General features: G+C 33.6%; 16 protein-coding genes. 7 read left to right on the forward strand and 9 right to left on the reverse strand.

Annotated elements, in window-relative coordinates; translation table 11 throughout:
• The first annotated feature begins 140 nt into the window (after positions 1-140).
• The 4 genes from D9V42_RS02390 (at position 141) to D9V42_RS15405 (ending at position 1,941) form a co-directional block, all read left to right on the forward strand.
• Positions 141-959: a thioesterase family protein gene (locus D9V42_RS02390; protein ID WP_122062888.1), complete on the forward strand. Its 819-nt coding sequence runs from the start codon at positions 141-143 to the stop codon at positions 957-959.
• Between the two features lie 61 nt (positions 960-1,020).
• The gene (locus D9V42_RS02395) at positions 1,021-1,527 is read left to right on the forward strand and encodes a cupin domain-containing protein (RefSeq protein ID WP_107531408.1); all 507 of its coding nucleotides are present in this window, start codon (positions 1,021-1,023) and stop codon (positions 1,525-1,527) included.
• A gap of 58 nt (positions 1,528-1,585) precedes the next feature.
• Positions 1,586-1,723, forward strand: coding sequence for a hypothetical protein (locus D9V42_RS15400; RefSeq protein ID WP_244204766.1), 138 nt, complete (start codon positions 1,586-1,588; stop codon positions 1,721-1,723).
• A 2-nt stretch (positions 1,724-1,725) separates the two neighbouring features.
• The gene (locus D9V42_RS15405) at positions 1,726-1,941 is read left to right on the forward strand and encodes an MmcQ/YjbR family DNA-binding protein (protein WP_244204767.1); all 216 of its coding nucleotides are present in this window, start codon (positions 1,726-1,728) and stop codon (positions 1,939-1,941) included.
• A gap of 268 nt (positions 1,942-2,209) precedes the next feature.
• On the opposite strand, the gene D9V42_RS02405 is transcribed toward D9V42_RS15405, so the two are convergent.
• The 7 genes from D9V42_RS02405 to D9V42_RS02435 all read right to left on the reverse strand — a co-directional run bounded on the left by D9V42_RS02405 (position 2,210) and on the right by D9V42_RS02435 (position 8,735).
• Positions 2,210-3,565: a PTS ascorbate transporter subunit IIC gene (locus D9V42_RS02405; protein WP_122062890.1), complete on the reverse strand. Its 1,356-nt coding sequence runs from the start codon at positions 3,563-3,565 to the stop codon at positions 2,210-2,212.
• A 23-nt stretch (positions 3,566-3,588) separates the two neighbouring features.
• Positions 3,589-3,873 carry a PTS sugar transporter subunit IIB gene (locus D9V42_RS02410; protein ID WP_017723851.1) on the reverse strand — a complete coding sequence of 95 codons (285 nt, stop codon included), beginning with the start codon at positions 3,871-3,873 and terminating at the stop codon, positions 3,589-3,591.
• A 5-nt stretch (positions 3,874-3,878) separates the two neighbouring features.
• Positions 3,879-4,319 (reverse strand): PTS sugar transporter subunit IIA, encoded by a 441-nt coding sequence (locus D9V42_RS02415; protein ID WP_107554396.1) that lies wholly within the window; start codon positions 4,317-4,319, stop codon positions 3,879-3,881.
• Between the two features lie 13 nt (positions 4,320-4,332).
• Complete coding sequence (locus D9V42_RS02420; protein WP_122062892.1) at positions 4,333-6,276, reverse strand: BglG family transcription antiterminator; 1,944 nt, start codon at positions 6,274-6,276, stop codon at positions 4,333-4,335.
• Between the two features lie 227 nt (positions 6,277-6,503).
• Complete coding sequence (locus tag D9V42_RS02425) at positions 6,504-7,235, reverse strand: amino acid ABC transporter ATP-binding protein (protein WP_122062894.1); 732 nt, start codon at positions 7,233-7,235, stop codon at positions 6,504-6,506.
• Positions 7,232-7,951: an amino acid ABC transporter permease gene (locus D9V42_RS02430; RefSeq protein ID WP_107531403.1), complete on the reverse strand. Its 720-nt coding sequence runs from the start codon at positions 7,949-7,951 to the stop codon at positions 7,232-7,234. Before D9V42_RS02430 ends, D9V42_RS02425 begins: the two co-directional genes overlap by 4 nt.
• Positions 7,935-8,735 (reverse strand): amino acid ABC transporter substrate-binding protein, encoded by an 801-nt coding sequence (locus D9V42_RS02435; RefSeq protein ID WP_122062896.1) that lies wholly within the window; start codon positions 8,733-8,735, stop codon positions 7,935-7,937. The genes D9V42_RS02430 and D9V42_RS02435 overlap by 17 nt, the downstream gene beginning before the upstream one ends.
• Before the next feature lie 483 nt (positions 8,736-9,218).
• Between D9V42_RS02435 and D9V42_RS02440 the strand changes: the two genes are divergently transcribed.
• From D9V42_RS02440 to D9V42_RS02450, 3 genes are read left to right on the forward strand one after another with little or no spacing between them, the layout of a single operon-like run.
• On the forward strand, positions 9,219-10,328 hold the full coding sequence (locus tag D9V42_RS02440; protein WP_107531401.1) for a carbohydrate kinase: 1,110 nt from the start codon (positions 9,219-9,221) through the stop codon (positions 10,326-10,328).
• Positions 10,312-11,223 carry a pseudouridine-5'-phosphate glycosidase gene (locus D9V42_RS02445; RefSeq protein WP_122062898.1) on the forward strand — a complete coding sequence of 304 codons (912 nt, stop codon included), beginning with the start codon at positions 10,312-10,314 and terminating at the stop codon, positions 11,221-11,223. Before D9V42_RS02440 ends, D9V42_RS02445 begins: the two co-directional genes overlap by 17 nt.
• Before the next feature lie 9 nt (positions 11,224-11,232).
• On the forward strand, positions 11,233-12,447 hold the full coding sequence (locus D9V42_RS02450) for a NupC/NupG family nucleoside CNT transporter (protein ID WP_122062900.1): 1,215 nt from the start codon (positions 11,233-11,235) through the stop codon (positions 12,445-12,447).
• Positions 12,448-12,628: 181 nt separating this feature from the next.
• Here D9V42_RS02450 and D9V42_RS02455 read toward each other — a convergent pair whose 3' ends face one another.
• Together D9V42_RS02455 and D9V42_RS02460 are read right to left on the reverse strand one after the other, a co-directional pair.
• Positions 12,629-12,955 (reverse strand): PTS lactose/cellobiose transporter subunit IIA, encoded by a 327-nt coding sequence (locus D9V42_RS02455; protein WP_107558022.1) that lies wholly within the window; start codon positions 12,953-12,955, stop codon positions 12,629-12,631.
• Positions 12,956-12,965: 10 nt separating this feature from the next.
• A complete protein-coding gene (locus D9V42_RS02460) occupies positions 12,966-13,286 on the reverse strand; it encodes a PTS sugar transporter subunit IIB (protein WP_107531397.1) in 321 nt (106 codons plus the stop codon).
• Between the last annotated feature and the right edge of the window lie 7 nt (positions 13,287-13,293).

Here is a 13,293-nt window from a genome sequence, read left to right on the forward strand (position 1 = left end):
ACATATAGGAGTGTGACAGAAGCGAGTTTTTAACTTTCTGTGCACTTCCTATATTTTTGCTTATCTTTAATATCAACATTTTGTATGCTTTTTATTTAAATTATTTGAATAACTAATTAAGAAAAGCGGAGGCATTCGTCATGCAATCTAATCAACCACAACACCCATTTGATTTAGCAACTCAACTCACACAACAGAAACCAGGCATGTATTCAGGACAAACTTCTAGCGCCTATGCGAATATGGTCGGACCATTCGGTGGTGTTATCGCATCCACATTATTACGTGCAGTTTTAGAACATGATGATATTCTAGGAGAACCCATCTCCCTAACAATAAACTATGCTGCTCCTATACATGAAGGTAATTTTAGTATCATTGCCTATCCATCAAGAACGAATCGGTCAACACAGCACTGGTATATAGAACTAAAACAAAATGATAACATCGTTATTACTGGAACAGCAGTTACTGCTAAGCGACGAGATACATGGTCGTCAACAGAACTAGCCTTTCCTGATGTCCCACCTGCAGACGAAGTAACACGTACACCATTAGAAAGCGCACCACCATGGGCGCAAAACTATGACATCAGAATGATTAAAGGTGCGCCACTAGCAATGAATCCTACTCAACAACCAGATTCCGTAACGTTACAATGGATAAAAGACAGCCCTGATAGAGATTTAGATTTCTTATCTCTCGCATCTATATGTGATGCATTCTTCCCACGCATCTATGTACGTCGTAAAGCGTTCGTTCCCATTGGTACAGTATCACTCACTATATATTTCCATGCTAATGCTGAGACTTTAAAGCACAATGGGAGCCAACTGCTACTTGGACATGCCCGTGCCCTTAAATTTTTTAATGGCTTCTTCGATCAAACTGGAGAAATATGGAGTCATAATGGCAATTTACTTGCAACGACAAGTCAGTTTGTATATTACAAAGAATAAATTCTACGCTTATCTCCTATAACTATAATTTATACTTTAAAAAATAAAGAGGTGTTTAAAGTTGAAACAACCAAAAGAAATTACAATTAACACATTAAATTTTGATGATGATGGGCAAATACCTAATAACCCAAATTTACCTGTTTTAGTTTATCAAAACGTATTTTCAAAAACTGATGATTTAAGACATATATTATCCACAAATCAATGGGGTAACACTTGGGAAGCTGGTGTTTTCTCTTATCATCATTATCACAGTAATTCACACGAAGTCTTATTGGTAATCAATGGAACCGCCCAATTAATACTAGGAGGCAGAAATGGTACTCCTATTAGTATAACTGAAGGTGATGTTTTAATATTACCAGCTGGTACTGGTCATAAACTGATAAGTCAAACTAATGACTTTACAGTTATGGGCGCCTATCCCAATAGTCAGTCATATGATATTTGTGTCGGTAAAGCAAGCGAGCGTCCTCAAAATTTATATATTATTGAAAATGTATCTATACCTGATACAGACCCAATATTTGGTAGTCATGGGCCATTGAAGCAACATTGGAACTAACTTCAAGTCCTTTCTTTGTTTCATTAATATTAAATCTCAAACTTAATCAGAGGTATGAATGTTGGTAAATAAAGATGAAGTAGTTAATTATGTTACTCAAAATTACGACGTTAAACCGGATTATCTATGGCAAAATTTCCCTCATTTTGTCACTTTAAGACATAATCATAATAAAAATGGTTCGGACTCATTATGAATATGACAGAAGATAAATTAGGGCTTAAAAGTTGTGACGAAGTTGATGTTTTGAATGTAAAAGTTGATAAAGCTTTTATTGGACCATTAACGAAAAAAGGTGTTTATAAGGCGTATGATATGAATAAAACCACTTGGATTACTATTAACTTGAGAGAAATAAATAACCTCCATCATATCACTGATTTAATTGATGAAAGTTTTGAACTAACAGTTTAAAGTATGACCTATAACCTTATCAATAACATATAAAATCGACCTGTAGAACTAACTTTATATTCTTATAATGAATTAGCTAACTTATATTGTTTACCAATCATCTACTTCCAACAGAATAGTTAAGAGGCTGAGACAATTTATCAATAAACCGCCTCAGCCTCAATCATGATATTGCATAACCAACAGGTAAGATAAAATCTTTTTAAATAAATTAGATTTTTGTTCCACTCACCCTAAAATATATACTATTTCATTATAATTTTTACTACTATTCTTTTGCTTCTTTTTCATTTGTACGTTTTTGTAAAATGATCGCTGCAGCTGCAACTACTAAAATTAAAATTATGATGCCGATGAGTCCAAGGAATTTCGCGATATTACCAAATACAATACCTACAACTAAGAAATCTGTATCTGAGAATGTCGTCGCTGCGCCCCCTAAATCTCCTAAGAAAGGTAAAAACAGTAATGGCAAGAACGTAATCAATAATCCATTTAAAGCAGATCCTGCAACTGCACCTTTAATACCACCTCTTGCATTACCAAAGACGCCCGCAGTTGCACCTAAGAAGAAGTGTGCAACCACACCTGGAAGTATCACGACACCACCAAATAAGAACAAGATAAACATGCCAATGACGCCCACGATAAAGCTTACAAAGAATCCTATTAACACAGCGTTTTGTGCATAAGGGAAGACAATCGGACAGTCTAAAGCTGGCTTTGTATTCGGTACCAATTTCTCTGAAATACCTTTAAATGCCGGTACTATTTCAGCTAAAATTAAGCGCACGCCTGTTAGTATAATAAATACCCCTGCTGCAAATGTCACACCTTGTATGAGTGAAAATACAATAAAGTTTTGCCCATTGCTAATCTCACTATGTACATAAGTCGGTCCTGCAAATAATGCTGCAACAAAATACAATAATGTCATTGTTAAAGAAATACTAATCGTACTTTCTCTCAAAAAGCTTAAACCTTTTGGAAAATTAATTTCTTCTGTAGATTTTGATTTACCTTTAAATAGTTTCCCAACTTCTCCGGCTGCCCAGTAACTAACCGTGCCGAAATGACCTAGAGCGACTTGGTTATTACCAGTGATTTTTTTCATTGTAGGATGTGCCAATGCCGGTAATATCGCCATTATCAATCCCAAAATAATAGATCCAACGATTACCGTCAAAGTACCTGTAATATTGCCGACAGATAATAATATTGCTAAAAATGCTGCCATATAAAAAGTATGATGACCAGTTAAAAAGATATATTTTAAGTTAGTAATACGTGCAATAATAATATTTACAATCATGCCAAATACCATTATTAGTGCTGCTGTTGTACCATATTGCTCTAATGCAATTGATATAATGGCTTCGTTATTTGGTACTACACCTTGTACACCAAATGCATGTTGAAATATTTTTCCAAATGGTTCAAGTGATTGTGTTACTACATTTGCACCTGCGCTTAACACTAAAAATCCTAGAATTGTTTTGATTGTTCCAGATGTAATATCTGTTGCCGATTTCTTCTGCATAATCAACCCGATCAATGCAATTAGTGCAACTAATATCGCTGGTTGACTCAATACATCAACAATAAAATCAAGTATTGGTTTCATTTTACTGCCCCCTTACATTTTATTTATAAGATATTCAGTTCGCTTAATTTATCATTTAATTTTTGTTGTAATTCTTCTTTGTCTAAAATGTTATCTAATACAATTACATCACCTAAATTTTTAGTGTTTTCCTCTAAGTCTCTACCACAAATAAATAAGTCTGCCATATCTGGACTCGCACTCATAACATCACTGTGTTCTACTTTAATATCAGATGGAGCATTTATATTTTTCAACGCTTCTTGTGCATTCATTTCTACCATAAAACTACTTCCTAAACCGTGACCACAAACTACTAAAATTTTCATTTTTCTCATTCTCCTTTAAATATATTTACTATTTCATTAATTTCTTGCGCTGCTAACAATTTATTTACTGTATCTTGATCACCTAATTTAGTTGCTAAGCTTCTTAAAATAGCCAAATGGCCATCATTATCTATAGCACTAAGTACAAATATAAGTGATGCAAAGTGTCCCTCCTCAGAAAAATTAATATGCTGATTTAATTTTAATAAACTTAATCCAATATGTTTCACATCATCATTAGGTCTTGCATGTGCGATTGCAATTTCAGGTGCAATAACGATATAAGGCCCTAATTCCTTTACACTATCAATCATCGCTGTAACATAACTTGATTCAAAATAATCTTGTGTAAGTAAGGGGGTCGCAGCTATCGTTATTGCTTGTTCCCATGTTTCTACTTTATCTAATATTTGTATCTTATCTGCAGACAGTATTTCCAAACTCATCTATATCCTCTCCTTACTGTTGGCTTACATGCTTAATGTGTTGCATAATAGCTGTTATATCTCCTGAAAATACGGCTTCTCTTGCCGCTTCATCCATAATTAGTGTACTCAGTTGCCTTAACGCATTGAGATGTATTTGTGGTTGTGCTGTAGCTAAAGTAATGACAATGTATACCGGATCATATTGATCATGTGAAAAATGAACACCATTTTCATATTGGATCAAACTAAAACCCACTGATTGTTGTACATGATCATGCTTTGCGTGAATCAATGCGATATGAGGGCTAACCACCATATAAGGCCCAAACGCATCTAATTGTTGGATGATATCAGTCGCATATGCTTTGTCCACTACACCATCTTTTTCTAGTATGGATACAGCTTGTTTAATCGCATCATCACGTGAAAGTACTGGCTGCTGCGTCAATATCCTCGATTGTGGCAACACCTGATCTAAGGTAGGACCAATACCGCGTAAATCATCAATGTATTGTTCTCTAGAGCGATTAATAATTTCGTTTAATTGAATACGATCATTTTTATCTAAAAATGGTGAAACCCTAATCACAGGTACTGTTACTTGATCGAAAGGGACAGTAGAAATAATATAATCAACCCCTTCATGCTTTAACATACTTTCATCTATTTCATATATAGAATACGCATCCACGACTTCGAGCTCTGGATAAATATGAGCAATTCTGCTTTTTAATAACTGCGAAGTACCTATCCCAGAACCACATAGCAATACAACTTTGATCTTATTTGTTGTCACAGTCGAAATACGCTCAATGGCTGAGGCAAAATGTAAGGTAATATAAGTTAGTTCATTATCATCAAACGCAATATTATAAGTTTCTTCAATGCCCCATATATGCTTTTTTATACCTTCAATCAATTGTTGATATTGCAGAATAATTTCCTTTTTCAAAGGATTATCGTGTGTCATATCAAATTTCAGCCTATGAATTGCTGGTCTTAAATGAACAATCAAACCATTTAACAACTTACTATCTGACATTAAGTCTAACCCCAAGTCTCCGCTCATCCGCTCAATAAGTTGCTCCGTTAAAATATCCAAATCGTCTATTTCACGATGATATTGGTTTACTTCTGAAGTCTTTGCACCTAGCAGATGTAAAGTAATAAAAGCAGCTTCACTTTTTGGAAAATGAAGATTAAAAATCTGTTCTAATTTCCCTTTAATTTGTAAGGCAATTTGAAATTGTTCTGTCTTTTGTAACTTTTTATATTCTTTGTCTGGAATTTCAAAAATAAAATTCTCATTCGCCCGATGAATTGCTATTAAAATATGGTAAATCAATCCATCAATAGCACTCTGTACGAGTTGATAATTTGCATCAATCAGTACCGAAGCGACACTTAAGCGAATTTGTTCTAATTCATGATTCGAGAACAAATGATGTCCCATTTGATGCGTATGTGTTTGAAAATATTCATGAACCATTTCTGCATATGCTTTTCGATATGCATTTTCATCGCCCTTAATTAAGAAGCCCTTATTCTTCTCATATTTCAACTGTAAATTGTGATGCTCTAGCCATTGCTGTACGCGTTTTAAATCTTCCACTATCGTACGTCTAGTCACAGAAACCATGGTTGCCAGTACATGTGAAGCTGTAGGCGATGTAGATTCAAAGAGTTTCAAAGTAATATACATCAACCGTTCGTCTTTGGAATAGTGTATAGACGTTGATAAATATTGCGGTTCTACAGCCTTTAGTTGTTCTGAAGATGTTGCGATTTTAATACCGTCATATTTATTTCGTTGAATTGTTAAAGCTAATTTACTCGCCATATCTTCAATGTATTCAAGATCATATTGAATGGTTCTCTCTGAAACATTGAAATGTGTTGCTAAATTATGAATTGGCACAAAAGTCTCACGTTCAATAATGAACGTCAAAATATGATACTGCCTCTTGCTTAACATATTAGCAACCTCCTTACATTTATATTGTAATCGCTTTCTTTCGATTGTAGATGTGTAATCTTTTTCGCCTACTAATACGAAAAGTTGCACATCAAAAACATTACATTCTTTTAACAAATTATATAATGACATTTGTATTGTCGATACATTTTTATAATAATTATTTTTAAAAATAAAAAATGAGACTTCAGCTATTTAGCTTCCATCTCATTCATACATTATTTATTTTACGCTTCTCTAATCATATTTAAAAAGCGTTGCAACTCCGTCGTTTGTGGGTGATTAAAAATTTGTTCTGGTGCTCCTGATTCACCAATAACGCCATCATGAATAAACACAATTTTATTAGAAACCTCCTTAGCAAAACGCATCTCATGCGTAACTATAATCATAGTCATTCCTTCGTTTGCTAGGTCTTTAATTACACGTAATACATCGTTTACCAGCTCTGGATCTAATGCAGAGGTAGGTTCATCAAAGAGCATAACTTTTGGATTCATCGCTAAAGCTCTCGCAATCGCGACACGTTGCTGTTGTCCACCAGACAATGCATTAGGTCTTTGGTCTTTTACAGCTGTTAAGTCCACCTTCTCTAAAAGCGTTAGAGCCTGTTGTTGCGCTTCAGCTTTTTTCATTTTCTTAACAGTAATTAGTCCTTCCATAACATTTTCTAATGCTGTTTTATGAGGAAACAGATTATAACTTTGAAAAACCATACCCGACTGCTTGCGTACTTTAATTTGTGATTTTTTATCTTTATTGTCATAAGTTTCACTATTGACGTAAACGGCGCCTTCAGTAGGTAATTCTAGTGCATTAATCATTCGTAACAAAGTCGTTTTTCCAGAACCTGAACGTCCAATGAAGGTAACTACCTCTCCTTGATTAACCTCTAGATCAATACCTTTAATCACTTCTTTATCATTAAATGTTTTCTTTATATTTTGTAATTCAATCATGAACGATACCCTCTTTCAAGATAAGATTCGTAAAAGTTCTGGACGATTGAAATAATAAAACATACAACCCAGTACATAAGTGCGACGAGTAGATAAATTGTTAAATATTCATAAGTCGTCGACGCAACTTCTTGTGCTTTTCTAAACATTTCAGCAACAAGTATAAAACCGAGCAACGATGTATCTTTAATTAAACTTAAGAACGTATTACCTAGCGCAGGTACAGAAACTCTTATTGCTTGTGGCAGTATAATACGTTGAATCGTTTGACGGTAATTCATACCTATTGAATACGCTGCTTCTGTCTGGCCTTTTGGAATAGACATGATGCCTCCACGAATAATTTCAGAAGCATATGCCCCTACATTTAAAGACAAGCCAATAATTGCCGCTATTACTGGAGCTAACGTCCATTGATTTTCTGAGTTGTTAGTTAATAGTCTGCCGAGTTCAGGGATACCATAAAAGATAATGAATAATTGTACAATCATTGGTGTTCCTCTAATGATTGAAATATAAAAACGTGCAATCCCTCTGAGTATACGGCTTGTTGATATGCGCATTAATGCAGTTACTAGTGCTATAACCAATCCTAAAACAAAAGTCACTAATGTGATAGGAATTGAAAACTTCACCAATCCTTCAAGCATTGGCATAAATGCTTGCCCAGCTGCATCTAATGCATGTTGTTGCTCTGAATTAAGGTTTAGAAACATCTTCACCAAACCATTTTTCACTTATTTTTGCTAATTCACCATTATCTTTTAATTTTTTCATTGCTTTATTAACTTCTTTGATTGTTTTATCGTCTTCCTTCTTACTGAAAGTCAAAGCAGATTGACTCTTCTCAGCATTCCCTTCGATTGCTTTTACTTTAGCATTAGGTTTTTGTTTTTTATAATCTAGGTAAGAAATATTATCGTTAAACGTACCCTCTACTCTATTTGATTGTAATAAATCCATCGCTTGGTTGAATCCGTCAACTTTTGTAAGTTCTGCGCCTTTAGATTTTGCCAATTTACCATAGTTTGAAGTAAATGTTTGTGCTAATTTTTTACCTTTAACGTCATCAAATGATTTGATATCTGTATTATCTTTATTCACTACTAATACACCTTTAGAGTAAGTGTATGGTTCAGAGAATTTATATTTTTCTTTACGTTCATCGTTAATGCCAACTTGGTTAGCTACAACATTAAACCTACCTGAATCTAACCCTGCAAACATTGAATCCCATTGAGTTTCTTTAAATTTAACTTTATAGTCCATTTCTTTAGCTACTGCTTTCACTACATCTATATCATAACCAGTTAATTTATCATTTTTATCGTGGAATGAAAAAGGTGCATAAGTACCTTCTGTGCCCACAACAAATGTTTTATTCTCACTAGCTGTTTTATTTTTACTTTCGCTATCTTTTTTACTTGAAGAGTCATTACCACATGCTGCTAGCGTCACTGCCAAAATTAAAGTCATGAACACCATTAATAATTTTTTCATTTCTCGCCCTCTATTCTTATTATTCTTATCGGATTAAAATCAGTTTATTCCTATCCCACTATTTAGTCAATAGATTTTTATCGATAAGATAATATTTTTTTTAATTTCAGATAATTTTAATTTCTTACAATTTTATAGTTCCTGCTTTTCCTTTAATATTTCATAATAGAAAATACATTTCATCTTCATTTTCATTTTATAATTTCCTCCTCAAAACACACATTGTTCACATTTGAAAATAATTTTCAAAAATAAAATAACGCTATTATTCTATAAAAAACAATCATGATTAAACCCTTAATATATCAAGGGTTTCACTTATTTCAAATACGTGACAAAGACCCTCTTTAATTGTCACAATTTTCGCAACATTATTTTGTAAGCGTATACAAATGTAATATTACATGATAGACTTCGCTTAAATTCAAACAAAAGTTTATTTTCAAACAATTGTTTAGATTTTATCAAAAGGAGGTCTCATCTATGAATAGTAATGAAAGAGAGGTTTTGAAACGCATACAAGACAATCCATTTATTTCTCAACAAGAATTAGCACTATCAATTGGTTTATCAAGACCTGCAGTAGCTAATATTATCTCAGGATTAATCCGCAAAGAATATGTCTTAGGTAAAGCCTATGTCTTAAATGAAAATTATCCTATTGTATGTATTGGTGCTGCTAACTTAGACAGAAAGTTTTATGTCCATCATACATTGCAACTAGAAACTTCCAATCCTGTAACTTCTACACGTTCCGTAGGTGGTGTAGCTAGAAATATTGCAGAAAATCTTGGTCGAATGGGTGAAACTGTAGCATTTTTATCTACCAGTGGTAATGACAGTGAGTGGGACATGATACACAAATTATCAAGTCCTTTCATGAACCTAGATCATGTGCAACAAATAGAAAATGCAAACACAGGTTCTTACACTGCACTCATAGACAATGATGGTAATATGCAATACGGCTTAGCTGATATGGAAGTATATGACTATATCACGCCTGAATTTTTAATTAAGCGAACACATTTACTAGTTAAAGCCAAATGTATTATCGCAGATTTAAATTTAAGTAAACCTGCCATTGATTTTCTCTGTGCATATTCTGAGAAGCATAACATTAAATTAGTGATCATACCTGTATCATCACCAAAAATGGACCATATGCCTGATTCATTACATGCAATAGACTGGCTTATTATTAATCGAGATGAAACAGAAACTTATTTTAATATGAAAATACAAAACACAAATGATATGAAAAAGGCAGCACAAAAATGGATAGATGCTGGTGTCTCCAAAGTGATTATCACAAACGGCGTTCAAGAGCTTATCTATAAAGATAAGAAAACAGAAATCATTAAACCCGTTCTCAGTTCAAACGAAGTTGTAGATGTGACAGGCGCAGGTGATTCATTTTCCAGCGCAGTGGTCTTCAGTTGGCTAAATGGTCTAGATATAGATGACATACTCAACGCTGGCATGATAAATGCAAGGAAAACAATAGAAACAAATTACACCGTTCGTCAAAATTTAGATAAAAAACAATTATTTAGAGATTTGGAGGAGTATAAAGATGAAACAATACATTGAATTTTCACAAGAAGTACAACAAGGCATGGATAATAATAAACCTATAGTTGCTTTAGAATCAACTATCATTTCACATGGCATGCCCTATCCACAAAATGTTGAGATGGCTAAAAATGTTGAACAAATTATTAGAAACCACGGTGCCATACCTGCAACCATCGCCCTAATTAATGGAAAAATTAAAATAGGTTTAGAATCTGAAGAATTGACATTGTTAGCTAAACATGACGATGTTGCCAAAGTATCACGTCGAGATTTAGCAGAGATTATTGCTACTAAACGTATCGGTGCAACAACAGTTGCATCTACAATGATTTGTGCCGAATTAGCAGGTATTCAATTCTTTGTTACTGGAGGAATTGGTGGCGTACATAGAGGTGTTGAACATACTATGGATATTTCAGCCGATTTAGAAGAACTAGGACAAACCAATGTCACTGTTATCTGTGCAGGAGCAAAATCCATCCTAGATTTACCCAAAACACTTGAATACCTTGAGACAAAAGGTGTACCTGTGATTGGCTATCAAACCGAGGAACTTCCTGCCTTTTTCACTCCTGAAAGTGGGATTAAATTAAACAGTTCAGCAGACTCACCTGAAACTATTGCTCAAATTTGCAAAGCTAAAAATGATTTAGCTTTAAGTGGTGGTATCGTCGTTGCTAATCCTGTCCCCAAAACACATGCGTTATCTAAATCATATATTGATCGTATTATCACAGATGCTGTACAAGAAGCAGAGGAAAAAGGAATTAGTGGAAAGGATTCCACACCATTTTTACTAGGAAAAATTGTCGAGAAGTCTGAAGGTAAAAGTTTAGAAACAAATATAAAACTTGTTGAAAACAATGCAGTTCTAGGAGCAAAAATAGCTGTTGCTTTCACTCAATTGTAGGTGATTTAAATGTCCATTCTATTTTCTATTACCGGTATTCTGTTCGCATTAATACTCTCTTTTATTTTTAGTTATGATAGAAAAGCCATTAATTTTAAAAAGCCTTTAACCATGTTAGTTATTCAAGTAATTATTGTATTGTTTATGATGAATACAACTATTGGTTTAACAACATTAACAACACTCGGCTCATTTTTTGAATCTTTATTAGATATTAGTAAAGCTGGTATCGATTTTGTATTCGGTGGTTTGCAAAATAAAGGGGCTTCTACATTTTTTATTACTGTATTACTTCCTTTAGTATTTATCTCAGTATTAATAGGTGTATTGAATTATTTTAAAATTCTTCCTTTTATGATCAAATATATTGGTATCATTATCAATAAACTGACTGGCATGGGACGTTTAGAAAGTTATTTTGCTATTTCTACATCTATGTTAGGTCAGCCAGAAGTTTACTTAACTATTAAAGAAATGATTCCGAAACTATCTAAAGCTAAATTATATACAATAACTACTTCTGGTATGAGTGCAGTTAGTATGGCGATGTTAGGGTCCTACATGCAAATGCTCGAGCCAAAATTTGTTGTTACTGCTGTGATGCTTAATATTTTTAGCGCATTAATTATTGCTAGTGTTATTAATCCGTATAAATCCGATGATAAAGACGTTGAAATATCAAATTTAACAGCTAACAGCAACGTTCATGAGAACAATACTACAAAACCTAAAAAAGTACCTTTCTTTCAAATGATTGGTGATAGTGCTACAGATGGTTTCAAAATTGCTGTTAGTGTTGCTATTATGCTACTAGCATTCATTTCACTCATGGAAGCTATCACTGTATTATTCAACTTAGTCGGGTTAGATTTTAGACAATTAATTGGTTTCATCTTTGCACCAATCGCTTTTATTATAGGAATACCTTGGCATGAAGCAGTTCAAGCTGGTTCAATTATGGCTACAAAATTGATAACTAATGAATTCGTTGCTATGCTAGATTTCCAAAAATTAGCCGACACGCTTTCACATCGTACCCAAGGTATTATCTCAGTATACCTTGTTAGTTTTGCTAACTTTGGTACAGTTGGTATTATTGTTGGATCAATAAAAGGATTTAGTACTGAACAAGGGAATAAAGTCGCTTCATTTGCTATGCGTTTATTACTTGGTTCTACCTTAGCTTCGATCATTTCAGCGTCTATGATAGGTTTAGTATTATAATACTTATTTTCTTTTAAATACTTTCACACATCATTGTCAGTTGAAATAAAAACATATGTCACACCCACCAATTGGCATAGTAATCAAAAAAACCATACGTATAGCGTATGGTTTTTTTGCATATAAATAATAGAAACAGCACATTTCCACTCTATTTATAGAAATGTGCTGTTTCTATTATTTATAAACTTTTCTCTACAATTTTATATAAATCAATCATCTCTTGGGCAATATCTTTAAAAGTAATAGCAGTCATCAAATGGTCCTGACTATGCACTGTCAACAATGTCATCGTTATATTTTCACCTTGCGCTTCTTTCGATAACATTTTAGTTTGTATATGATGAGCTTCAAGTAGCGATGATTCAGCTTGCTCTAACTTTTGTTGCGCTTCCTTAAAATACCCTTTCTTCGAAGCAATAATAGCTTCCATTGCATGACTTTTCGCATCACCACTATAAGCTATAAGGGACATGGCAAATTCTAAATCTCTCTCTTGTTCAGTCATATATCCACCTCTAATTAGCCATTAACTGTTCTGCTATTTTTAACACATTGGTACCATTCATCGTACCGTAATCTCTCATTTCAATAACATCGACTGGTATGTTTTTATCACTACACTTTTTATTATATTCTTCTTTTTTAAAACGTACTTGAGGGCCAAGTAACAGCACATCGACAATGCCATCTTCAATTTTTTGATCGGCCTCCGAAGTAGAAACCGCGAAAATATCTCTATCTAAGTTTTGAATTTTTGCTTCTTTTTGCATTTTTTGAACAAGCATACTCGTACTCATCCCTGCTGCACAAACAAGCATAATTGTTTTTTCAGCCATATAAATC

Origin of the sequence: Staphylococcus pseudoxylosus, from assembly GCF_003697915.1 — a bacterium.
GTDB lineage: Bacteria > Bacillota > Bacilli > Staphylococcales > Staphylococcaceae > Staphylococcus > Staphylococcus pseudoxylosus.